This is a genomic window from Pseudomonas sp. 8O, from assembly GCF_902506495.1.
GTDB lineage: Bacteria > Pseudomonadota > Gammaproteobacteria > Pseudomonadales > Pseudomonadaceae > Aquipseudomonas > Aquipseudomonas chaetocerotis.
Genome location: NZ_LR733264.1, coordinates 896,091 through 918,357, shown reverse-complemented (window position 1 = coordinate 918,357; position 22,267 = coordinate 896,091). Strand labels below are relative to the sequence as shown.

Genomic DNA, 22,267 nt, shown 5'->3' with positions numbered 1-22,267 from the left:
TAAAGTCGCCCTGTGGGCTATAAAGCCCGACTTTTTAGCTGAAGGAAGCGCGCCATGGCCGTTACCACCAATGAATCCACGGCACCTGCCAAGGCTGCCTGGATTGGCCTGATTCTGGGCCCCTTGCTACTGCTCGTCTGCCTGGTCACCGAACCACCAGCCGGTCTCTCCAGCACCGCCTGGGCCACCATCGGCCTGACCCTGCTGATGGCCACCTGGTGGTCGACCGAAGCCATTCCGATCCCGGCCACTTCGCTGCTGCCGATCCTGCTGATCCCGGCACTGGGAATCGACAGTCTCAACGCCGCGACCGCGCCCTACGCCAACCCGACCATCTACCTGTTCCTCGGTGGTTTCGTCCTGGGCCTGGCCATGGAGCGCTGGAACCTGCACAAGCGCATCGCGCTGATGACGCTGCTGGCCATGGGCAGCAAGCCGAGCAGGCAGATCGCCGGGTTCATGATGGCCACGGCCTTTCTCAGCATGTGGGTGAGCAACACCGCCACCACCATCATGATGCTGCCCATCGGCCTTTCGGTGATCGGCATGCTCACCAGCGAGCAGAGCAACGGCGAAGCCGACCGTGAACGCTTCGCCACCGCCCTGCTGCTGGCGATTGCCTATGCCGCCAGTGTCGGCGGTATTGCCACGCTGATCGGCACACCGCCGAATGCCTTGCTGGCCGCCTTCCTCGCCGACAACTACGACGTGCAGATCGGCTTCGGCCAATGGATGCTGCTGGGCGTGCCGGTGGCGGTGATCATGCTGGCGTTCATCTGGTGGTGGCTGACCCGTGGCGGTTTCAACCTGGCCGGGCATGACAGCACGCAGCTGATTCGCAACGAGCTGGCCGAGCTCGGCCCGTTGAGCCGTGGCGAGAAGCTGGTGGCGCTGGTATTCGTGGTCACCGCACTGGCCTGGGTATTCCAACCGTTGATCTCCGGCTGGGTGCCCGGCGTCAATGACACCAGCATCGCCATCGCAGCGGCGATGGCGCTGTTCATGATCCCGGTGGACGTCAAACAGCGCGTGTTTCTGATGAACTGGGAAAGCGCCAGCAAACTGCCCTGGGGCGTGCTGTTGCTGTTCGGCGGCGGCCTGTCGCTGGCCGGCGTGATTCGCAGCACCGGCCTGGCCGAATGGATCGCACAGAGCCTTGGCGCACTGAGTGCGCTGCCGGTGATCGCGATGATCGGCGTGGTGGTGCTGGTGATCATCTTCCTCACCGAAGTCACCTCCAACACGGCCACCGCTGCCGCCTTCCTGCCGCTGCTGGGGGCACTGGCCGTGGCCCAGGGCATGCCGGCCGAGCTGCTGGCGATTCCAGCTGCCATCGCTGCCAGCTGCGCCTTCATGATGCCGGTGGCGACGCCGCCCAATGCCATCGTGTTCGGCACCGGGCACATGAAGATACAGTCGATGATCAAGGCGGGCTTCGTCCTCAACCTGTTCGGTGTGGTGCTGGTGACGCTGATCTGCTACCTGCTGGTGGGCATGATCTGGGCGCACTGAGCCTGGCTCGCACCAACAAGAACGGCGCCTTCGGGCGCCGTTTTCATATGCGGTTGTAGGGCGGGTTTCACCCGCCCTACGAGATCAGCGGTTCTGGTACTGGCGAAACAATCCCGGCGGGATGCCCGAGCTGTCGGTTTCCTTCCACGGCCCGCCGGCTTGCGACGACCAGCTCCAGCCGCCGTCCCAGCGGTAGAAGATGCGCTCGCGGTAGTACAGATCACGCGCACCTTCGACTACGTAGACACCCAGCCCCGGGTTCCAATGACTCTTCACCCCAGGCGGCGGCGCGTAGCGCGGGTGCGAGGGCTGCTGTACCGGCGGCAGTTCACCGACCGGTGCACTCGGTTGCTGCAATACGCAGCCACTCAGGCCAAGCCCGAGTACGCAGGCCAGCGCCAAACGCTTCACTGTGCCTGCCCGTCGCGGCTGTCGATCAGCAGCGCCTGAACGTCACGGGAGGTGTTGGCAACCGGGCCGATCTGGCCGGTCCATTCGCCCTGGGTGGCGTTACCTGCGCGGGATACACGCGCCACCAGTTGCACCTGGTCGAATCGGGAAATCTTCAGCTCGGGCATCATCGCATCCACATCGGAAAGGCTGATCTGCACCGGCAGGTCGGAGACCTTCAGGCGCTTGACCGCCAGCGGCATCGGCGGGCCACTGAGTGCGCGGGCGAATACGAATACGGCATCGTCCGGCTGAACATTCTGCTGCACTTCAGGTGACAGCGATACGCTGACCTCAAGCGCATGCACCTTGGCGCTCGGCTCGGCAGCCGCGTTGGGCTGCTCGCCCTCACCCATCTGCTGACGGGCGCGTTCGATACCGCCGGCGATGGCCGCACGCGACGGGTCCTGCTCCGGCAGCACGGCGACCAGGCGTTCCCAGTAATTCACGGCATCGGCATAGCGCTGGCTTTCATAGGCGGCGATGCCGAGCAGGCCGAGACTGGTGACCTCTTGCGGATCGGCCTTCAACGCTTCGTCGGTGAGCGCCTGCATCTGCTCGCTCCACTGCTTGCCTTCGGCGAAGTACAGCGCCTGCGCCCATTGGCCGAGTAGCTCCGGGGCACGCCCGGCGATTTCCACGGCACGCTCGAACGCCTTGGCGGCATCGCCGGCACGCTCCTGCGCCATGTAGGTACGACCGAGGAAGTACCAGGCCTCGGCAGACTCCGGCTGTTGCTGCACGGTCTGCTCCAGGCGCGCAGTCATCTCCTCGATGCTTTGCGGCTGCGCAGCGGCCATTTGGCGAGTCTGTACGACCTCATCAACAGCGCCCCAGTGCAGATAAAGGGCCACACCCAGCACCGGAACCAGCAGCGCCGAGATCAGCGGAATCTTGCCGCCAAGCACACTGCTGCGGCGCTGCACGCCTTCGGTGTCATCCAGCAGCTCGCGCGCCGCCTCGGCGCGACCGGCCTCCATCTGCGCTTGATCGAGCACGCCAGCCTGGAGTTGGTTTTCCAACTCCTGCAGGCGCTCCTGATAGAGGGTGACGTTGAGTGCGGTGCGGTCTTCTTCGGCCTGCAGCTTGCGAATACGCAGTACCGGAATCAGCAGAAACGCCAGGGCGGTGAGCAACAACAGCCCGGCGGGCAACCAGAAATCGATCATCGGTCTTTCTTGTCCTGAGAGTTTTGCTCGAGCAACGCGGCCAGGCGCGCCTGCTCATCGACGGAGAGGCCAGCAGCAGAGCGGTCTTTGTTCTGGCCACGGCGGCGCAGGACGATAACCCCGAGCACAGCGAAACCTATTACCAGCAGGCCGGCCGGGCCGTACCAGAGCAGCAGCGTGCGGCTGGTCAGCGGCGGTTTGTAGAGCACGAAGTCGCCGTAACGCGAGACCAGGAAATCGATGATTTCCTCGTTGCTCTTGCCCTCTTCGAGCATGCGGTAGATCTCGCCTCGCAGATCCATGGCAATCGGCGCATCGGAGTCGGCGATGTTCTGGTTCTGGCACTTCGGGCAACGCAGCTCTTCGATCAGATTGCGATAGCGCTGGCGCTCGGCCTCGTTGGCGAACTCGAAGGTATCGATGGCGGCATGCGCGCTGGCCAGCAGGCCCAGTGCCAGACCGGCAGAAATCAGCAGACGCTTCATGGCTGGGCCTCGTCGACCAGTTGCTGGTAAATCGGCGCCAGCTTCTCGCGCCAGACGCGCTCGTCGATGGTGCCGACGAACTTGTGACGGATGATGCCCTTGGCATCGACGAAGAAGGTCTCTGGTGCGCCGTACACACCCAGGTCCAGCCCCAGGCTGCCCTTGGCGTCCTCGATGTTGAGCTGATACGGGTTGTGCAGGTCGCGCAGCCATTTCTGCGCCGGCTCGCGCTTATCCTTGTAGTTGACCCCATGGATCACCACGCCGGCCTCAGCCAGCTTGTTCAGCACCGGATGCTCGTGGCGGCAGGCCGGGCACCAGGTGGCCCAGACATTGACCAGCGCAGGTCGGCCCTTGATGTCAGCCTCGCTGAGAGTGCGCTCGGGATCATCCAGCGACGGCAGGCTGAAGGCCGGGAACGGCTTGCCGATCAGCGCCGAAGGCAGTTCGGACGGGTCGAGAAACAGACCGCGATAGAGGAATACGGCAATCGCCAGGAAGGCCAGCAGCGGCAACAGCAGGAGCAGGCGTCTCATGCGCTGGCCTCCTGCATGCCCAGGGCTTCACGCACGCGGGTTCTGACCTTGATGCGGTAGCGCTTGTCGGCCGCAGCGAGTAAGCCGCCGAAGCCCATCAGCAACGCGCCCAGCCATATCCAGCGGACGAAGGGCTTGATGTGCACACGCACCGCCCAGGCGCCCTGCTCCAGCGGCTCGCCGAGGGCGACGAACAGATCGCGGGTGAAGCCGGCATCGATGCCCGCCTCTGTCATGGTCGCCTGCTGCACGGTGTACAGGCGCTTCTCCGGGTACAACACACTGATCTGCCGCTCGCCGTCGAATACGCGCACCGTGCCCTTGTCGGAGATGAAGTTGGGGCCTTCATGATGCACGGCGCCGTCGAACTGGAACCGGTAGCCGCCCAGCTCCACCGACTCACCCGGCGCCATGCGCAGATCGCGCTCGTAGCTGCCGAGACTGGTGAGCACCACTCCCAGGGCGCACACGGCGAAACCGAAGTGCGCCATCTGCATGCCCCAGTAGCTGCGGCCCAGGCTCGGCAGGCCTTTTAGCAGGCCCTTGTGGCGCGTCTTGTCGAGAATGTCGCGCACGCCTGCCAGGATCACCCAGAAGGCCAGCAGGCAAACGGCCAGAACGGCCCAGTTGAAATCGCCGTGCAGGAAGGTGGCAACTACAGCCAGCACCACGCTGGCCACCAGCACCGGCGTCAGCATGCTACCCAGCCATTTCAGCGGGGTGTCCTTCCAGCGCACCAGCACGCCGACACTGATCACGGCCATCAGCAGTGCCATCAGCGGCAGGAACAGCGCGTTGAAATAAGGCGGGCCGACCGACAGCTTGGCGCCGGTCAGCGCGTCGAGCACCAGCGGGTAGAGCGTGCCGAGCAGGATCATCGCAGCCGAGACCACCAGCACGATGTTGTTGACCAGCAGCAACGTCTCACGCGACCACAGGCCAAAGCCGACCTGGCTCTTGACCACCGGCGCACGCACGGCGAACAGCGCCAGCGAACCACCGACCACCACCAGCAGGAAGGCGAGGATGAACACGCCGCGCTCCGGATCGGTGGCGAAGGCGTGTACCGAAGTCAGTACACCGGAACGCACCAGGAAGGTACCCAGCAGGCTCAGGGAGAAGGCCGCGATGGCCAGCAGCACGGTCCAGCTCTTGAACACACCGCGTTTTTCCGTCACAGCCAACGAGTGAATCAAGGCGGTGCCTACCAGCCAGGGCATGAAGGACGCGTTCTCTACCGGGTCCCAGAACCACCAGCCACCCCAGCCGAGTTCGTAGTAGGCCCACCAGGAGCCCAGGGCGATACCGATGCCGAGGAAGGCCCAGGCGACGATGGTCCAGGGCCGCGACCAGCGCGCCCAGGCAGCGTCCAGCTTGCCGCCGAGCAAGGCGGCGATGGCGAAGGCGAAGGCAACCGAGAAACCGACATAGCCCATGTACAGCATCGGCGGATGCACGATCAGGCCGAAGTCCTGCAACAAGGGGTTGAGGTCGCGGCCATCGGCCGGCGCGTTCGGCAGCAGGCGCTCGAAGGGGTTTGAGGTGACGATCAGAAACAGCAAAAACCCGACGCTGATCATGCCCATCACCGCCAGCACACGGGCGAGCATCTCTTCCGGCAGGTGGCGCGAGAAGATCGCCACGGCGAAGGTCCAGCCCGCGAGGATCAGCGCCCACAGCAGCAAGGAGCCTTCGTGCGCGCCCCATACCGCGCTGAACTTGTAGTACCAGGGCAGCGCGCTGTTGGAGTTGTTGGCCACGTAGGCGACGGAGAAGTCGTCGACCATGAAGGCATAGGTCAGGCAGATGAAGGAAAACAGCAGGAAGGCGAACTGACCCCAGGCGGCCGGCTGAGCCAGGCTCATCCACTGGTGGTCACCACGCCAGGCACCGATCAGCGGCAGTGTCGCCTGCACCAGGCACAGGCACAGCGCCAGGATCATCGCCAGATGGCCGAGCTCGGGGATCATTGTGCGCTCTCCTGCTGATAGCCCTGCTTAGCGGCTTTGGCATCATTGTGCTGCTGCATCATTCCGCTCTTTTCCAGCGCCTGCATGACTTCAGGCGGCATGTAATTCTCGTCGTGCTTGGCCAGCACCTCGTCGGCCACCAGCACGCCCTCTTCATTGACCCGACCGAGCGCAACGATGCCCTGACCTTCACGGAACAGGTCCGGGAGGATGCCGTGATAGCGAATGGTCACGCCGTGGGCGCCATCAGTGACGACGAAGTCGACTTCCAGGGTATCAGCGGAACGCTTGACGGAGCCCTCTTCCACTAGGCCGCCGGCACGAATGCGGGTGTCGACCGGCGCCTCGCCGGTGGCGATCTGGCTGGGGGTGTAGAACAGGTTGATGTTCTCCTGCAGCGCGGTCAGCGCCAGCGCCACGGCGATACTGACGCCGCAGAGAATGGCCAGAACGATATACAGGCGTTTCTTGCGAACCGGATTCACTTCGACTTCTCCCGACGCAAACGGCGCGCCTCGTCTTGCAGGTAACGGCGGCGCGCCAGGATCGGCAGCACCACATTCAACGCCAGGATCGCCAGGCTGATACCGTAGGCGCTCCAGACATAAGGGCCATGGGTACCCATGGCGAGAAACTCGGAGAACGACGCGAAACTCATGCCTTGCCCTCCACCAGGGTCTGCACTTCGGCTTTCACCCAACTGCTGCGTGCTTCGCGCTTGAGCACTTCCAGACGCATGCGATAAAGCAACACGGCGCCGAAGAAGCAGTAGAAACCCAACACCGCGAGCAGCAGCGGCAGCCACATTTCCATCGGCATCGCCGGCTTTTCGGTGATCTTGAAGGTGGCGGTCTGGTGCAGCGAATTCCACCACTCCACCGAGTACTTGATGATCGGGATATTGATCACGCCGACGATGGCCAGCACGGCGCAGGCCTTGGCGGCGCTGTCACGGTTGCTGATGGCATTGCCCAGGGCGATGACGCCGAAGTAGAGGAACAGCAGGATCAGCATCGAGGTCAGGCGCGCGTCCCACACCCAGTAGGTGCCCCAGGTCGGCTTGCCCCAGATGGCGCCGGTGAGCAACGCGATGGCGGTCATCCAGGCGCCGATGGGAGCTGCCTGCTGCACGGCGACGTCGGCCAGCTTCATCTTCCATACCAGCCCGACCAGCCCGGCAATGGCCAGGGTCACGTAGATCGACTGGGCGAGGAAGGCCGCCGGAACGTGGATATAGATGATGCGGAAGCTGTTGCCTTGCTGGTAATCCGGCGGTGCGAACGCCAGGCCCCAGATCAGGCCGGCGGCGATCAGCACCACAGCAGCGATACTGAGCCAGGGCAGCCAGCGGCCGCTCATCTCATAGAACCACTTGGGCGAACCCCACTTGTGAAACCACGTCCAGTTCATTCAGTCGACTCATCATCTACACGTAGCCCGGATGCAATCCGGGGAGGCTATCGAGAGCTCCCGGATTACATCCGGGCTACATCACGGTTCGTTCTTATTCGCCGACACTGATGGTCAGACCGGCGGCAATCGCAAAAGGTGTCAGGGTCACCGCCAGGGCAGTGAGGCTCGCCAGCCACAACAGGTGGCCGCTAGCCGGCAGTCCTTGCAAGGCCGCCTGCAGCGCCCCGCTGCCAAGAATCAGCACCGGGATGTACAGCGGCAGGATCAGCAGCGCCAGCAGCAGGCCGCCGCGCTTGAGACCAACGGTGAGCGCCGCGCCCACCGCACCGAGCAGGCTCAGCACCGGGGTGCCGAGCAGCAGGGAAATCAGCAGTACCGGCAGGCAACGCCCAGGCAGACCGAGCATCAGCGCCAGTACAGGCGCCAGCAAAACCAGCGCCAAACCACTGAAAAGCCAGTGTGCCAGCACCTTGGCCAACACCAGAAGAGGCAGGGGGTGCGACGAAAGGACCCACTGTTCGAGCGAACCATCCTCGAAATCACTGCGGAAAAGCCCGTCCAGCGAGAGCAGCACGGCCAAAAGCGCTGCGACCCAGACCAGGCCCGGAGAAAGGGTTTGCAACAATTGCGTCTCCGGCCCTACCGCCAGAGGGAACAGTGCGATGACGATGGCGAAGAACACCAGCGGGTTGGCCAGGTCGGACGGACGGCGAGCGAGCAAACGCATTTCGCGCGACAACAGCTGAGTGAAGACGTTGCTCATGCGGCGTGCTGCCCCAGATCCAGATCGCGATAAGTCGCCGGCTTGTGCTGCAGGCTGTGGTGGGTGGTCAGCACCACCACACCGCCACGCTCGCAATGGCCGGCCAGGTGCGCTTCGAGTTGCGCCACACCGCTCTTGTCCAGCGCAGTGAACGGTTCATCGAGCACCCACAGCGGAGGCGTATCGGCCAGATACAGGCGTGCCAGGGCGACACGGCGCTGCTGGCCGGCCGACAGGGTATGGCAGGGAACATCCTCGAAACCGCGCAGGCCGACCGCCTCCAACGCCTGCCAGACCGCTTCGCGACTGGCCGGGCGATGCAACGCGCAGAGCCAGGCAAGATTCTCTTCGGCAGTCAGCAGGCCCTTGATACCGGCGGCATGGCCGATCCACAGCAGGTTGCGCGCCAGCTCGCTGCGTTGCTCGGCCAAGGGCTGGCCCTGCAGGAAGATATCGCCGGAAGTCGGCTGACGCAGGCCCGCGATCAGCCGCAACAGGCTGGTCTTGCCGCTGCCGTTGGGGCCGCTGATCTGCAACATGTCGCCTGGTTGCAGGGCGAAATGCAGCTGCTCGAAGAGCATGCGCCAGTCCCGCTCACAGCTGAGCGCCACGGCTTCGAGAAGGGGAACAGGACGGGTCATCGATACCTGGCAGGGTTAAAGTCGACGGTGCTCCGGCCGCTATACTGACGCGTGCCGGAAGTGCGCTGCGCAACGGGCCGGCATTATACATGCCGCATCACTGTCCCCGCAGTCAGCATTTTCGACAGGGTGTTAATCGCGTAGGGTGTGCGATGCGCACCAGTAGTCGAAACCGGTGCGCATGGCGCACCCTACGGCACCGCACAGGACGGAGCTTCACGAAAACCCATGAGCGAAATCAGCAGCCCACGCCCGCTTCCCCCTTCCGTGCCGGTGGTTCGCAACACCGCGCCCGCAGCAGACATGGCCGTGCGCCTGTTACAGCCGCTGGAAGGCATGCTGGCGGCTGGCGAAAGCGCCAAGGCCGAAGTCGTGGCGATTCGCGAGCAGGCGCAAAGCTTCCAGTTGCTACTCAAGCTGACCCTCGCAGGTGGCAAACAGGCGACTCTGCAAGCCGAAAGCCCCAGGCCACTGGCCCAGGGTAGTGCGCTGGTGGTCACCGCCCTGTCGGATACTCGCCTGGCGCTGGCCTTGCAAGCTGGCGGCGACAAGCCGCTGACCAGCCTTGACCTGCAGCAACTGCCGCCCGGCACTTTGGTCCAGGGCAAAGTGGTCAGCCGCGACGTTTTGTCGCCACAGGGCGCGCAGACGATCTATCGCCTGGTGGTGAATCTGCTCAACACCCCGCTCGCTGGTAGCCAGCTGGCGCTCGACAGCCCGCTGGCCCTGCCGCTCGGCAGCCTGCTCAGCGCCCAGGTGCAGGGTAGCCAGAGCCTCGCCTTCCTGCCGCTCAGCGGCCGCCTCGATCAATTGGTGCTGGGCCAGCAACTGGCAGCCCAGCAGAATCGCCAGGCGTCGCTGGAAGGCTTGTTCAAGGGCCTGCAGAAGCTGAGCGGCGGCGATGAAGCGCTGCGCGGCAGCATCGACAAACTGCTTGGCGCACTCCCCGACAGCACCCAGTTGAGCACCGCCAAAGGCCTGGCGCAGGCACTCGAAGGCAGCGGTGTGCTGCTCGAAGCCAAACTGCTGCAGGGACAGACCGGCACATTGCCGCAGGATCTGAAGGCCAACCTGCTGCGCCTGATCGCCCAGCTGATGCCGCAATTGCCGGGCGCCTCAGGCCCCCTTGCCGGCCTGCAGAACGCTCTCAATCAGAACCTGCCCAACCTGGCCCGACAACTGCTCGGTGCAGGTGCTACCGGCTCGGCGCGCCAGCAGGCACTGACCTTTCCCCTGCCCTCGCGCTTGCTGCAGAACATGGATGACGAGGCAGACCTTGAAACCCTGCTGAAGCTCGCCGCAGCGGCCGTTTCACGACTGCAGACTCACCAGCTGTCGAGCCTGGCGCAAACCCAGCTCGACGCCAACGGCAACCTGCTGACCACCTGGCAGTTGGAACTGCCCATGCGCCATCAGCAGGAGGTGATTCCCCTGCAGCTCAAACTGCAACGCGAGGACAGCGGCAAGGCGGAAAAAGCGGAACAGAAGGAAACTCTCTGGCGCGTGGAACTGGCCTTCGACCTCGATCATATTGGCCCGCTACAGGTTCGCGCTCAGCTGCTACGCGGCAGCCTCTCCAGCCAGTTATGGGCCGAACGCGCCGACACCGCTTCGCTGATCACCGCCGAACTGGGCAACCTGCGTGAGCGCCTGCAAGCCGCAGGTCTGGAGGTGGGCGAGCTGGCCTGCAGCCAGGGCATGCCGCCGCAAGGGCCGAAAACCTCGCTGGAGCAACGCTGGGTGGATGAAACCGCATGAGCCGCAAGCCGCAGTCCGAAGCGCGTCAGGCCATCGCCCTCAACTACGACGGGCAAAACGCGCCGATACTCAGCGCCAAGGGCGATGACGAACTGGCCGAAGCCATTCTCGCCATCGCTCGCGAATACGAAGTACCGATTTATGAAAATGCCGAGTTGGTGCGTCTGCTGGCGCGCCTGGAGCTGGGCGACGCCATTCCGGAAGCACTGTATCGCTGCATTGCCGAGATCATCGCCTTCGCCTGGCACCTGCAGGGCAAGGCCCCGCCGGGTTTCGAGGCCGACAAAGAGCGCGACGTCACCCCGCCGCTTCCCCTGCTCAAGGGGCCGGCAAACTGAGCGCCAGCCGTTCGTTGGTGCTGCCCTTGCTGCTTGGCATATCGAACAACTGCCAGGCGAAGTAACCGCCACGAAAATAGAACACACGGGTAAAACCCCAGCCAACTGCCTGCTCGACCGCGACGGCACTCTGCGCGCACACCTCACTGTCGCAGTAGATGACCAGGGGCACCTCGCGCGGCCACGGCACCTGCGCCAGAGCTGCAAAGTGCCCGCGCAGGTCGAGATGAATGGCACCCTCGACATGCCCCCAACCCCACTCGCGGGCCGGCCGTACATCGATGAACAGTGCGCCATGGTCGTGCAGGTGCTTGGCCTGCATGACGTTGACGGTGGTCGCACCCGCAACCTGCAGCGGCGCCTCCTGGGCAACCAGGGGCTGGCAGAGCAGCCAGCCAACGAGAAACACAACCAGACGATGCATGACCAATCCCCCGTGACGACCACAGCCGGACGAACCACTGCCTTCTATCAGCGTAGATGGGCGCACAGGGACGCTAGGATTGATTGCGCAGGCGGCAGGGCCTGCTAAGAACGCGCTCGACTATGCGTCAAGACGTGAGGAAGGCTATTGCGACTGGCCTGTCTTGGGTGTGTGCAGGCGGCTGATCAGTTCGGCCTCGGCCTTGCTCAGGCCACAGGACTGGGTCAGGTCATCGACGCTGGCGCCCATGCCTACCAGGCGCGCAGCCTGGGTGAACGACAGACTGCTGGGGTCGCGCTGTTCGATCTGGCTGACCTTGTCCGGCAGCGGCGCCACCACACGGCGCAGCTCATGCAGCTCTTCGCCCATGCGAATGCTGCCGGTCAGGTAGGCGTCGAGACGTTTGCTCAGCTCCCTGATCCGTGTATCGCGCACGGCGTCACGCTTGGCCTGCTCGGCCAGCAGTCGCTGCTGGTTGCGGTACAGGCCTTGGCAGACGATGCCCAGTGCCACGCATAGCAGCGCCACGAAGGCCAGGGCCGCGGCAAGCATGGCGAACTCGGACATGGCTCAGATGCTCTCCAGCTCCGACCACTCTTCCTCGGACATCATCTTGTCCAGCTCGACCAGGATCAGCAGCTCGCCGTTCTTGTTGCATACGCCCTGAATGAACTTGGCCGACTCGTCGTTGCCGACGTTCGGTGCGGTCTCGATCTCGGACTGACGCAGGTAGACCACTTCGGCCACGCTATCGACCAGGATGCCGACCACTTGCTTGTCCGCTTCGATGATGACGATACGGGTATTGTCGGTGACCGGCGCCGAACCCAGGCCGAAACGCTGGCGGGTATCGATCACGGTGACCACATTGCCGCGCAGGTTGATGATGCCCAGCACATAGCTCGGAGCACCCGGTACCGGGGCGATCTCGGTGTAACGCAGGACTTCCTGCACCTGCATCACGTTGATGCCGTAGGTCTCGTTGTCCAGGCGAAAGGTCACCCACTGCAGAATCGGATCTTCGGCACCTTGTGCAGAACTTTTCTTCATGTCCCTAGCCTCATCAAAAACCGCTCAGTGCGGCATGCGCGGGTCGACCCGCTTGTCATCAACTATAGAGCCCGTTGGCACAGGCTCACCAATTCTCAATGCAGCTTTCCGCCATTCAGGCGCTTCGCCCCGCCGCTGGCGATCAGCTCGGCCAGTGCCGCCACGTCGAGCAGCGCGCACATGTGCTCGATCACCGTGCCGGCCAACCAGGGACGCTGGGTACGCTGACTGCGCCACTTGACCTCGCTCGGGTCCAGGCGAATCGAACGGCTGACCTGATGCACCGACAGCCCCCACTCGTAGCCCTGCACCGAAATCACGTACTGCAGGCCCTCGCGGAAGTCCTCGCGGTAACGGTCCGGCATCACCCAACGGGCGGTATCCAGTACCTTCAGGTTACCGGCCTGGCTCGGCAGGATGCCAAGAAACCAATCCGGCTGACCGAACAGCGGCGTCAGCTCCTGGCCTTCGAGCGGGTAGATCGAGCCCAGGCAAATCAGCGGCACGGCCAGGGTCAACCCGGCAACGTCGAACAGCAGACATTCGAACGGCTCTTCGGCCCAGGCAGGGCGACCATCGGCCAGCAGAGCAGCCGGCGGCGGCACCTGTTCGGCAGCGGGAGCAGGCTCTGGCGGCGCCTTGTCGATGACCGGAGCCTGTATCGGCGCGAGCAATTCAACCGGCGCGACGTCCACCTGCACCTGCGGCTCGACCACGGTGGCGAGCACCACCGGCTCGACCAGTCGCGCATCACGCACCTGCTCTTCGAGCACGGCGGCCTCGAACTCGTCGAGACTGACGGACATTTCCAGTTCGGCAGCAGCCTCCTGCAGCAGCCCGTCGAGGTAGGACTGCAGGGCCAGCTGGGAACGCGTGGCGGTGGCGAGGTTACGACTCATGACTGGAACCCGGAATAAGATCTTGACAGCCTATCGGCCGCTGCATGCTCCGACTTGAGTGTCGCAGTTCAACACAGACGCTCATTTCAAGCCACCTGCGCCGCCGGCTGATGACTCAGCAGATGCTTGAGCAGCGCACGATAGGCGATCACCCCACGACTGCCCGCATCGAACTGCGAAGGCGTGCGCCCTGCCCGGCTGGCATCACGCAAGCGCGTATCGACCGGAATATAGGCCGGCCACAGGTGCTCGGGATAGGTATTGCGCAACACCCGCAGCGTGCTCATGGACGCCTGGGTACGACGGTCGAACAGCGTCGGCACTATGGTGTAGGGCAACGCCTGCTTGCGGGAACGATTGATCATGGCCAGCGTGGTGATCATCCGCTCCAGGCCCTTGACCGCAAGGAACTCGGTCTGCACCGGAATCACCAGTTGCTGGCTGGCGGCCAGGGCGTTGACCATCAGCACGCCGAGCAATGGCGGGCTGTCGATGACGGCGTGATCGAAATCTTCCCACAGCTGCGCCAGGCTCTTGGCTATCACCAGACCCAGGCCACTCTGCCCCGGCGACTGGCGCTCGAGCGTGGCCAGCGCGGTGCTCGACGGCAACAGGGCGATATTCTCGTGACTGGTGCTGTGCAACAGCTGCTTGGGCAGGCCTTGCGGCACGTTGCCCTGATGCAGGAACAGGTCGAAGCAACTGTGCTCCAGTACATCGGGGTCATGACCGAAGTAACTGGTCATCGACCCATGCGGATCGAGATCTACCACGACCACACGCTTGCCGGCATCGGCCAACAGGCCTGCCAGAGCGATGGAGGTGGTGGTCTTGCCGACCCCACCCTTCTGATTGGCTACTGCCCAGACTTTCATCTTCTCTCATCCTCCCGGCAAGAGGCGCTCAGGCCGAGAATGGCTGTCGCCTGCACGCAGCAGGCGACTGGGATTTGACGGTTCACGACTGTGGAACCCCCGACGCAGACGCTGGTGCAGGTTGCGTGCCAGCCCCTGACTGCTGGGTCGCAGCACTGCCAGCGCCGCGTCGCGTATCGAGGTTGCGCGAAATCACCAGCACCACCCGGCGATTACGCCCCCTGCCCTCGGCAGTGGCATTGTCCGCCACCGGCTGGAACTCACCGTAACCGACGGCCGCCAGACGAGAAGGGTCGACGCCGTCCATGGCCAGCATACGTACGATGCTCGCCGCCCGTGCCGAAGACAACTCCCAGTTGGTTGGGTACTGAGCGGTCTGGATCGGCAGGTTATCAGTGAAACCTTCGACCTTGACCGGATTCTGGTACGGCGCCAGGATTTTGGCGACTTTCTCGATAATGTCGAATGCCTGGTTGTTCGGAATCGCGTCACCGCTGGGAAACAGCAGGCTGGAGCTGAGCTCGATCTCGATCCACATCTCGTTGCCGCGTACGGTCAGCTGATCACTCTGGATCAGGTCGCCGAACGCTTCACGCACGCTGGAGGCGATGCTCTGCAAGTTCGAGTCCGAACTCGGATCGTCCATCGAGGTGTTGTCCGGCTCGCTGGTACGCGGCCGTTCCTCACCGACCGGAATCGGCTTGATCGAGCGATCGGGCTGATTGAACACGCCGGTCAGCGACTCCGAGAGGATCTTGTACTTGCCTTCGTTGATCGAAGAGATCGAATACATCACCACGAAGAAGGCGAAGAGCAAGGTAATGAAGTCCGCATAGGACACCAGCCAGCGCTCGTGATTCTCGTGCTCTTCATGATGCCGCCTGCGCGCCATGCCATACCTCCATCAGTCCATGAAGCCTTGCAGCTTCAGTTCGATGGAGCGCGGGTTTTCACCCTCGGCGATGGACAGGATGCCTTCGAGGAGCATCTCGCGGTAACGCGACTGGCGCAGAGCGATGGATTTGAGCTTGTTGCCTGCCGGCAGCAGCAGCAGGTTGGCGAAACCAACGCCGTAGATGGTAGCCACGAACGCCACGGCAATACCGCTGCCGAGCATGCTCGGGTCAGCCAGATTGCCCATCACGTGGATCAGGCCCATCACCGCACCGATGATGCCAATGGTCGGTGCATAGCCGCCCATGCTCTCGAACACCTTGGCGGCCTGGATATCGCGCGCCTCCTGAGTGTAGAGATCAACTTCCAGAATGCTGCGAATGGATTCCGGCTCGGCGCCGTCGACCAGTAACTGCAGGCCCTTGCGCGCATAGGGGTCAGGCTCGGCATCAGCCACCGCTTCCAGACCGAGCAGGCCTTCCTTGCGCGCCACCATGCTCCACCCGGTCACACGATTGATGCCGCCGACCAGATCGATACGCGGCGGGAAGAAGATCCAGCGCATGATGCTCATGGCACGCTTGAACACCTGCACCGGTGCCTGCAGAAAGGCCGCGCCCAATGTCCCGCCGATGACGATCAGCGCCGCCGGACCGTTGAGCAACGCCCCAGCGTGGCCGCCTTCGAGATAATTGCCGCCCAGAATGGCAACGAACGCCAGGATGACGCCAATAAGGCTCAGTACATCCATGCGCATGTTTCCGACTTAGCGTCCGTCACTGGCAGGCCTCGGTCAGGTGCCGGCCGATGTCATCCAGGCCGTAGACCGCATCCGCCAGATTGGCTTTGACCACGGCCATGGGCATGCCATAGATCACGCAACTGGCCTCGTCCTGAGCCCACACCTGGCTGCCGCCCTGCTTGAGCAGGCGCGCGCCCTCACGACCGTCTGCGCCCATGCCCGTCAGCACCACGGCCAGTACCTTGTCGCCATAGGACTTGGCGGCAGAGCCAAAGGTGATATCGACACAGGGTTTGTAGTTGAGGCGTTCGTCACCCGGCAGGATTCTTATCGCGCCGCGCGCATCGACCATCATCTGCTTGCCACCAGGAGCCAGCAACGCAAGGCCTGGGCGCAGGATATCGCCATCCTCGGCTTCCTTGACCTGAATGCGGCACAGCTTGTCCAGGCGCTCGGCGAAGGCCTTGGTGAAGGCTGCCGGCATGTGCTGGATCAGAACCAGCGGCGCCGGAAAATTGGCCGGAAGCTGGGTCAATACGCGCTGCAGCGCCACCGGGCCACCGGTCGAGGTGCCTATGGCCACCAGCTTGTAGGCCTTGCGCTTGGGCGCAGGCGATGCGGCGGCAGCGCCACCGGCCGCTGACGCAGGTCGCGCAGGAACAGCAGGGGCCGGGGCAGGTCGCGCCGAAACAGCTGGACGAGTCGTCGGCGCCGCACTCGGACTAGCCGCAGTCGGCGCCGGAGCCACTGCGGCCGAACTGAAACGGCGATTGCTGCGAGCGATGCTGTGCACCTTCTCGCACAGCATCTGCTTGACCTTTTCGGGGTTGCGCGAGATGTCTTCGAAGTTCTTCGGCAGGAAATCCACCGCACCCGCATCCAGCGCATCCAGCGTGACGCGGGCGCCTTCATGCGTCAGCGAGGAGAACATCAGCACCGGTGTCGGACAGCGCTGCATGATGTTCCGCACTGCGGTGATGCCGTCCATCATCGGCATCTCGTAATCCATGGTGATCACGTCGGGCTTGAGCGCCAACGCCTGATCGATGGCTTCCCGCCCATTGGTGGCCGTGCCCACGACCTGAATACTGGGGTCAGCAGACAGAATTTCCGACACGCGCCGACGGAAGAAACCGGAGTCGTCCACCACCAAGACCTTGACTGCCATACACACTCCTAGACGGCGTGGACTTAAGGTCCACGCCGCGAAACATCAGAAACGTCGAGCGTAGCGCTTGAGCATGCTCGGTACGTCGAGAATCAACGCGATGCGTCCGTCGCCCGTGATCGTGGCACCGGACATTCCGGGCGTGCCTTGCAGCATCTTGCCCAGTGGCTTGATTACCACTTCTTCCTGGCCGACCAGTTGATCGACGACAAAGCCGATGCGCTGACTGCCAACGGTGAGAATCACCACATGGCCTTCGCGCTGACCTTCATGGAAGGCCTGCGGCACCAGCCAGCGCTTGAGATAGAACAGTGGCAGCGCCTTGTCGCGCACGATCACTACTTCCTGACCATCGACCACGTTGGTGCGCGACAGGTCGAGATGGAAGATCTCGTTGACGTTGACCAGCGGGAAAGCGAAGGCCTGGTTCTCCAGCATCACCATCAGCGTCGGCATGATCGCCAGGGTCAGCGGCACCTTGATGATGATCTTCGAGCCCTGGCCTTTCTGCGAGAACACGTTGACCGTGCCATTGAGCTGGGAAATCTTGGTCTTCACCACATCCATGCCGACACCACGGCCAGACACGTCGGAAATCTCGGTCTTGGTCGAGAAGCCCGGGGCGAAGATCAGGTTGTAGCATTCGAACTCGTTGAGACGATCAGCTGCGTCCTTGTCCAGCAGGCCCTTTTCAACGGCCTTGGCACGCAGCACGTCGGCATCCATGCCTTTGCCGTCATCGGTGATCGACAGCAGGATATGGTCGCCTTCCTGCTCGGCGGACAGCACCACGCGCCCAGCACGGGCCTTGCCGCTCTTCTCGCGTTCTTCCGGCGTTTCCACACCATGGTCGACGGCGTTGCGCACCAAGTGCACCAACGGGTCAGCCAGAGCCTCGACCAGGTTCTTGTCGAGATCGGTTTCTTCGCCCACCAGCTCGAGGTTGATTTCCTTCTTCAGGTTACGCGCCAGATCACGTACCAGACGCGGGAAACGACCGAACACCTTCTTGATCGGTTGCATCCGGGTCTTCATCACCGAGGTCTGCAGATCGGCCGTGACCACGTCGAGGTTCGATACCGCCTTCGACATGGCCTCGTCGCCGCTGTTCAGGCCCAGGCGCACCAGACGGTTACGCACCAGCACCAGCTCGCCGACCATGTTCATGATCTCGTCGAGGCGCGCAGTGTCGACCCGTACAGTGGTTTCTGCTTCGCTCGCGGCCGATGCCTTTTCGGCAGCGGGCGCCGGCGCGGCAGCAGCACGAGCAGCAGCAGGCTCAGCCTTGGCTGCTGCGGGTTTGACAGGTGCAGCGGCCTTGGGCGCTGCTGCAGGTTTAGCCGCAGCGGCAGGCGCGGGCGCCGGCTCAGCGGGCGGCACGAACTTGCCCTTGCCGTGCAATTGATCGAGCAACGACTCGAACTCGTCGTCGGTGATCTCATCACCCGCCGGAGCGAGCGCTGCAGCAACGGCCGCAACCGGAGCTGCGGCTTCGGCCGTGGCCGAGAACTGGCCCTTACCATGCAGTTGATCGAGCAGCGCTTCGAATTCATCGTCAGTGATGTCATCGCCTGCCGGTGCGCCAGCAGGCACAGAAGCAACTACCGCAGCGGCGGGCGTTTCGACCGTACCGGCGAACTGGCCTTTGCCGTGCAACTGATCGAGCAGCGACTCGAACTCGTCATCGGTGATCTCGTCACTGGCACTGGTCTGCGCACTCGGGGCGGCAGCCGGCGCTTCACCCAACGCGTCGAGCAGTTGCTCGAACTCGCTGTCGGTGATGTCGCCTGCGGGAGCGGAAGGCGCAGCCGGCTGAGGCACCGGCGCGGGTTCCGCTTCGGCTTGCTGCACGGGCTCTGGAGCCGCTTCGGCGCCGCCCGGTTCAGCCAGGCGAGCCAGTGCCGCCAGAAGTTCAGGCGATGCGGGCGTCGGCTCGCGACGCTCACGCACTTCGCCAAACATGCCATTGACTGCATCAAGAGCCTCGAGCACCACATCCATCAGCTCCGAATCGACGCGACGCTCACCCTTGCGCAGGATGTCGAAGACGTTTTCGGCGATATGGCAGCACTCCACCAGCTCGTTGAGCTGGAGGAAACCCGCTCCGCCCTTGACGGTATGAAAACCGCGAAAGATGGCGTTGAGCAGGTTCATGTCGTCCGGTCGGCTTTCCAGCTCGACTAACTGTTCGGACAACTGTTCGAGAATCTCGCCGGCCTCTACCAGGAAATCCTGGAGGATCTCTTCATCGGCGCCGAAGCTCATATTTGTGTGCTCCTTAGAACCCTAGACTGGACAGCAGGTCGTCGACATCGTCTTGGCTGGAGGCGACGTCATCACGCTTATCGGCATGAATCTGCGGACCTTCACCCCGCGATGGCTCTTTTGATTTTTCCTGTTCGGTACGCAGCGCTTCGTGATCGTGCTGAATACCGGCAAAACGGTCGACCTGGCTGGCCATGAGCATCAGCTTGAGCAGGTTGCTTTCCACTTCGGTCACCAGTTGGGTGACACGTTTGATCACCTGGCCGGTAAGATCCTGATAGTCCTGCGCGAGCAGAATGTCGTTGAGGTGGCCGGAGAGCTTTACGCCATCTCGCTCACTGCGGGCGAGGAACAGCTCGACACGCTTGGCTAGCTCACGAAAACCGTCAGCACCGATTTCGCGGCGCATGAAACGGCCCCACTCGGCGCTGAGGCTCTGCGCTTCGTCACTGAGGTCGTTGACCAGCGGCGCACTCTGCTCGACCAGATCCATGGTCCGGTTGGCGGCCTTCTCGGTCATGGTCACGACGTAGTTCAGGCGCTCGGTCGCGTCGGCGATCTGCGACAGCTCCTGGGCATGTGGCATGCGCGGATCGAGTTGAAAATTGACAATGGCGTTGTGCAGTTCACGGGTCAGTTTGCCGACCTCATGATACAGCCCGCGATCACGGACCTTGTTCAGCTCGTTGATCAGTTGCACCGCAGCGCCGAAGTTACCCTGTTCAAGGCTATCGACCAGATCGCGGGCATTGTTTTTCAGGGTCGACTCGAGGTCACCCAGCGTGGAGTCATCGTGTTCCATAGCACCCTCGCGGCTGACATCAGCCGTTGACCCGCTCGAAGATCTTCTCGATCTTTTCCTTCAACACCTGAGCGGTGAAGGGTTTGACCACGTAGCCATTCACACCGGCCTGGGCCGCCTCGATGATCTGATCGCGCTTGGCTTCAGCGGTCACCATCAGCACCGGCAGGTGCTTGAGGCGCTCGTCGGCACGTACGGCACGCAGCAGGTCGATGCCGGTCATGCCGGGCATGTTCCAGTCGGTAACCAGAAAGTCGAAGCTGCCGCTTTGCAGCATCGGTAGCGCCGAGGTGCCGTCATCGGCTTCCGCGGTGTTGGTGAAACCCAAGTCCCGCAAGAGGTTCTTGATGATCCGTCGCATCGTCGAGAAATCGTCAACGATGAGGATTTTCATGTTCTTGTCCAAGTCGACCTCCGTACAGTCCCAAACGTATTGCGCTTGCAACTACGTCCTTTAATCATGAAACCGTTTGCGCCTGCGAGTACACCGCGTTCAGGCAGCGCGCCATTCACTCAGCCGCGAGCGCAAACGCGCTGCGCACTGGCTGTGCAACTGACTCACGCGTGACTCGCTAACCCCCAGCACTTCACCGATTTCCTTCAAGTTCAGTTCTTCATCGTAATACAGCGCCAGCACCAGACGTTCGCGCTCCGGCAAGCCAGCGATGGCATCGGCCAACGCCGCCTGGAAGCGTTCGTCTTCGAGGTCCCGCGAAGGTTCGAGGTGAGAGTGTCCGGCGTCTTCGTGCAACCCGCCATGCTCGCCGTCCTGCAGCAGGTCGTCGAAGCTGAACAGGCGGCTGCCCAAAGTGTCGCCAAGAATGCCGTAGTAATCCTCCAGACTCAATTGGAGTTCGGCCGCAACCTCATGATCTTTAGCGTCACGCCCGGTTCTTGCTTCAACGACACGAATGGCATCACTGACCATACGGCTGTTGCGGTGTACCGAACGCGGCGCCCAATCACCCTTGCGCACCTCGTCGAGCATGGAGCCGCGAATACGGATACCCGCGAAGGTCTCGAAACTGGCGCCTTTACCGGAGTCGTATTTGCGCGAGGCTTCGAGCAGACCGATCATGCCGGCCTGAATAAGATCGTCGACCTGCACGCTGGCCGGCAGACGGGCCAATAAGTGGTAGGCGATACGCTTGACCAGAGGCGCATAGCGCTCGATCAGCTGGTGCTGGGAGTCCTGCGCCTGAGCCTTGTTATACATACGAAGTCCAGAGGCTGCTGTCATACGGCCGAGTCTGCGGTCGGTTGTTGCACCAGACGCTCGACGAAAAACTCCAGATGACCACGGGGATTGGCCGGTAACGGCCAGGTATCTACCTTCTGAGCTATCGCCTTGAACGCCAGGGCGCACTTGGATCGAGGGAAGGCTTCATAGACGGCGCGCTGCTTCTGCACGGCCTTGCGCACGCACTCATCGTAAGGCACGGCACCGACATACTGCAGGGCGACATCGAGGAAACGATCCGTCACCTTGGTCAGCTTAGCAAAGAGATTGCGTCCTTCCTGCGGGCTGTGAGCCATATTGGCCAGTACACGGAAGCGGCTGATGCCGTGATCGCGATTGAGCAGTTTGATCAGCGCGTAGGCGTCGGTAATCGAGGTGGGCTCATCGCAGACCACCACAAGGATCTCCTGCGCAGCACGCACGAAGCTGACCACCGCATCGCCGATACCGGCGGCGGTGTCGATCACCAGCACGTCAAGATTTTCGCTGATGTCACTGAACGCCTGGATCAACCCCGCGTGCTGCATCGGCGTGAGGCTGACCATGCTCTGCGTACCGGAGGCTGCCGGCACGATGCGCACGCCACCCGGCCCCTGCAGCAGAACATCGCGCAGATCGCATTCGCCTGCGATGACATCGGCCAGGGTGCGCTTGGGCGTCAAGCCCAACAGAACATCGACGTTGGCCAAGCCAAGGTCAGCGTCCATCAACATCACCCGACGGCCGAGATCGGCCAGGGCCATGGACAGATTGACCGACACATTGGTCTTGCCGACGCCACCCTTGCCGCCAGTCACCGCAATCACCTGTACGGGATGCATACCCATGTTCTTTCTACACCTTGTCTAACTTCGACTTGGCCCTACAGGCCGT

The 22,267-nt window shown here is 62.9% G+C and carries 26 protein-coding genes; 3 read left to right on the top strand and 23 right to left on the bottom strand.

Annotation, left to right across the window (positions count from 1 at the left end; genetic code table 11):
- The first annotated feature begins 54 nt into the window (after positions 1–54).
- Positions 55–1,512: an SLC13 family permease gene (locus GV002_RS06940; RefSeq protein WP_160017652.1), complete on the top strand. Its 1,458-nt coding sequence runs from the start codon at positions 55–57 to the stop codon at positions 1,510–1,512.
- Positions 1,513–1,596: 84 nt separating this feature from the next.
- Here the strand turns inward: GV002_RS06940 and GV002_RS06935 are convergent, their stop codons facing one another.
- The 10 genes from GV002_RS06935 to ccmA all read right to left on the bottom strand — a co-directional run bounded on the left by GV002_RS06935 (position 1,597) and on the right by ccmA (position 8,939).
- Positions 1,597–1,923 (bottom strand): hypothetical protein, encoded by a 327-nt coding sequence (locus tag GV002_RS06935; protein WP_160017651.1) that lies wholly within the window; start codon positions 1,921–1,923, stop codon positions 1,597–1,599.
- Positions 1,920–3,131, bottom strand: a complete 1,212-nt coding sequence (ccmI, locus tag GV002_RS06930) for a c-type cytochrome biogenesis protein CcmI (protein WP_160017650.1) — start codon at positions 3,129–3,131, stop codon at positions 1,920–1,922. The genes GV002_RS06935 and ccmI overlap by 4 nt, the downstream gene beginning before the upstream one ends.
- Positions 3,128–3,616 carry a cytochrome c-type biogenesis protein gene (locus GV002_RS06925; RefSeq protein ID WP_160017649.1) on the bottom strand — a complete coding sequence of 163 codons (489 nt, stop codon included), beginning with the start codon at positions 3,614–3,616 and terminating at the stop codon, positions 3,128–3,130. Before GV002_RS06925 ends, ccmI begins: the two co-directional genes overlap by 4 nt.
- Positions 3,613–4,152: a DsbE family thiol:disulfide interchange protein gene (locus GV002_RS06920; RefSeq protein ID WP_093050903.1), complete on the bottom strand. Its 540-nt coding sequence runs from the start codon at positions 4,150–4,152 to the stop codon at positions 3,613–3,615. Before GV002_RS06920 ends, GV002_RS06925 begins: the two co-directional genes overlap by 4 nt.
- Complete coding sequence (locus GV002_RS06915) at positions 4,149–6,122, bottom strand: heme lyase CcmF/NrfE family subunit (RefSeq protein WP_160017648.1); 1,974 nt, start codon at positions 6,120–6,122, stop codon at positions 4,149–4,151. The genes GV002_RS06920 and GV002_RS06915 overlap by 4 nt, the downstream gene beginning before the upstream one ends.
- Entirely contained in the window at positions 6,119–6,607 is a 489-nt protein-coding gene (gene ccmE / locus GV002_RS06910) for a cytochrome c maturation protein CcmE (protein WP_160017647.1), read from the bottom strand. Before ccmE ends, GV002_RS06915 begins: the two co-directional genes overlap by 4 nt.
- Entirely contained in the window at positions 6,604–6,780 is a 177-nt protein-coding gene (ccmD, locus tag GV002_RS06905) for a heme exporter protein CcmD (protein WP_021489619.1), read from the bottom strand. The genes ccmE and ccmD overlap by 4 nt, the downstream gene beginning before the upstream one ends.
- Positions 6,777–7,532 carry a heme ABC transporter permease gene (locus GV002_RS06900; protein ID WP_160017646.1) on the bottom strand — a complete coding sequence of 252 codons (756 nt, stop codon included), beginning with the start codon at positions 7,530–7,532 and terminating at the stop codon, positions 6,777–6,779. Before GV002_RS06900 ends, ccmD begins: the two co-directional genes overlap by 4 nt.
- A gap of 94 nt (positions 7,533–7,626) precedes the next feature.
- Entirely contained in the window at positions 7,627–8,298 is a 672-nt protein-coding gene (gene ccmB, locus GV002_RS06895; RefSeq protein WP_003460796.1) for a heme exporter protein CcmB, read from the bottom strand.
- Positions 8,295–8,939 (bottom strand): cytochrome c biogenesis heme-transporting ATPase CcmA, encoded by a 645-nt coding sequence (ccmA, locus tag GV002_RS06890; protein ID WP_160017645.1) that lies wholly within the window; start codon positions 8,937–8,939, stop codon positions 8,295–8,297. Before ccmA ends, ccmB begins: the two co-directional genes overlap by 4 nt.
- Positions 8,940–9,167: 228 nt before the next feature.
- Here ccmA and GV002_RS06885 point away from each other — a divergent pair, with 228 nt between their 5' ends.
- Both GV002_RS06885 and GV002_RS06880 read left to right on the top strand, forming a co-directional pair.
- A complete protein-coding gene (locus tag GV002_RS06885; protein WP_160017644.1) occupies positions 9,168–10,697 on the top strand; it encodes a flagellar hook-length control protein FliK in 1,530 nt (509 codons plus the stop codon).
- On the top strand, positions 10,694–11,035 hold the full coding sequence (locus tag GV002_RS06880; RefSeq protein ID WP_160017643.1) for an EscU/YscU/HrcU family type III secretion system export apparatus switch protein: 342 nt from the start codon (positions 10,694–10,696) through the stop codon (positions 11,033–11,035). The genes GV002_RS06885 and GV002_RS06880 overlap by 4 nt, the downstream gene beginning before the upstream one ends.
- On the opposite strand, the gene GV002_RS06875 is transcribed toward GV002_RS06880, so the two are convergent.
- The 13 genes from GV002_RS06875 to fleN all read right to left on the bottom strand — a co-directional run bounded on the left by GV002_RS06875 (position 11,016) and on the right by fleN (position 22,221).
- A complete protein-coding gene (locus tag GV002_RS06875; protein WP_160017642.1) occupies positions 11,016–11,459 on the bottom strand; it encodes a rhodanese-like domain-containing protein in 444 nt (147 codons plus the stop codon). The two genes, GV002_RS06880 and GV002_RS06875, sit on opposite strands and share 20 nt — an antisense overlap.
- 144 nt (positions 11,460–11,603) lie before the next feature.
- Positions 11,604–12,026 carry a DUF2802 domain-containing protein gene (locus GV002_RS06870; RefSeq protein ID WP_160017641.1) on the bottom strand — a complete coding sequence of 141 codons (423 nt, stop codon included), beginning with the start codon at positions 12,024–12,026 and terminating at the stop codon, positions 11,604–11,606.
- 3 nt (positions 12,027–12,029) lie between these two features.
- Entirely contained in the window at positions 12,030–12,509 is a 480-nt protein-coding gene (locus GV002_RS06865; RefSeq protein ID WP_003243242.1) for a chemotaxis protein CheW, read from the bottom strand.
- A gap of 95 nt (positions 12,510–12,604) precedes the next feature.
- Entirely contained in the window at positions 12,605–13,408 is an 804-nt protein-coding gene (locus GV002_RS06860; RefSeq protein ID WP_160017640.1) for a CheW domain-containing protein, read from the bottom strand.
- Positions 13,409–13,494: 86 nt separating this feature from the next.
- Complete coding sequence (locus GV002_RS06855) at positions 13,495–14,283, bottom strand: ParA family protein (protein WP_160017639.1); 789 nt, start codon at positions 14,281–14,283, stop codon at positions 13,495–13,497.
- An 82-nt stretch (positions 14,284–14,365) separates the two neighbouring features.
- Positions 14,366–15,175: a flagellar motor protein MotD gene (motD, locus tag GV002_RS06850; protein WP_160017638.1), complete on the bottom strand. Its 810-nt coding sequence runs from the start codon at positions 15,173–15,175 to the stop codon at positions 14,366–14,368.
- Positions 15,176–15,187: 12 nt separating this feature from the next.
- The gene (locus GV002_RS06845; RefSeq protein ID WP_017679181.1) at positions 15,188–15,928 is read right to left on the bottom strand and encodes a flagellar motor protein; all 741 of its coding nucleotides are present in this window, start codon (positions 15,926–15,928) and stop codon (positions 15,188–15,190) included.
- Positions 15,929–15,953: 25 nt separating this feature from the next.
- Positions 15,954–17,087 carry a protein-glutamate methylesterase/protein-glutamine glutaminase gene (locus GV002_RS06840; protein WP_160017637.1) on the bottom strand — a complete coding sequence of 378 codons (1,134 nt, stop codon included), beginning with the start codon at positions 17,085–17,087 and terminating at the stop codon, positions 15,954–15,956.
- A gap of 45 nt (positions 17,088–17,132) precedes the next feature.
- Positions 17,133–19,352: a chemotaxis protein CheA gene (locus GV002_RS06835; protein WP_160017636.1), complete on the bottom strand. Its 2,220-nt coding sequence runs from the start codon at positions 19,350–19,352 to the stop codon at positions 17,133–17,135.
- A gap of 13 nt (positions 19,353–19,365) precedes the next feature.
- Complete coding sequence (locus GV002_RS06830; protein WP_160017635.1) at positions 19,366–20,154, bottom strand: protein phosphatase CheZ; 789 nt, start codon at positions 20,152–20,154, stop codon at positions 19,366–19,368.
- Between the two features lie 19 nt (positions 20,155–20,173).
- Complete coding sequence (locus tag GV002_RS06825) at positions 20,174–20,548, bottom strand: chemotaxis response regulator CheY (protein ID WP_169968482.1); 375 nt, start codon at positions 20,546–20,548, stop codon at positions 20,174–20,176.
- A 99-nt stretch (positions 20,549–20,647) separates the two neighbouring features.
- The gene (fliA, locus tag GV002_RS06820; protein ID WP_178094620.1) at positions 20,648–21,394 is read right to left on the bottom strand and encodes an RNA polymerase sigma factor FliA; all 747 of its coding nucleotides are present in this window, start codon (positions 21,392–21,394) and stop codon (positions 20,648–20,650) included.
- Entirely contained in the window at positions 21,391–22,221 is an 831-nt protein-coding gene (gene fleN / locus GV002_RS06815) for a flagellar synthesis regulator FleN (protein ID WP_162843938.1), read from the bottom strand. Before fleN ends, fliA begins: the two co-directional genes overlap by 4 nt.
- Positions 22,222–22,267 lie beyond the last annotated feature (46 nt).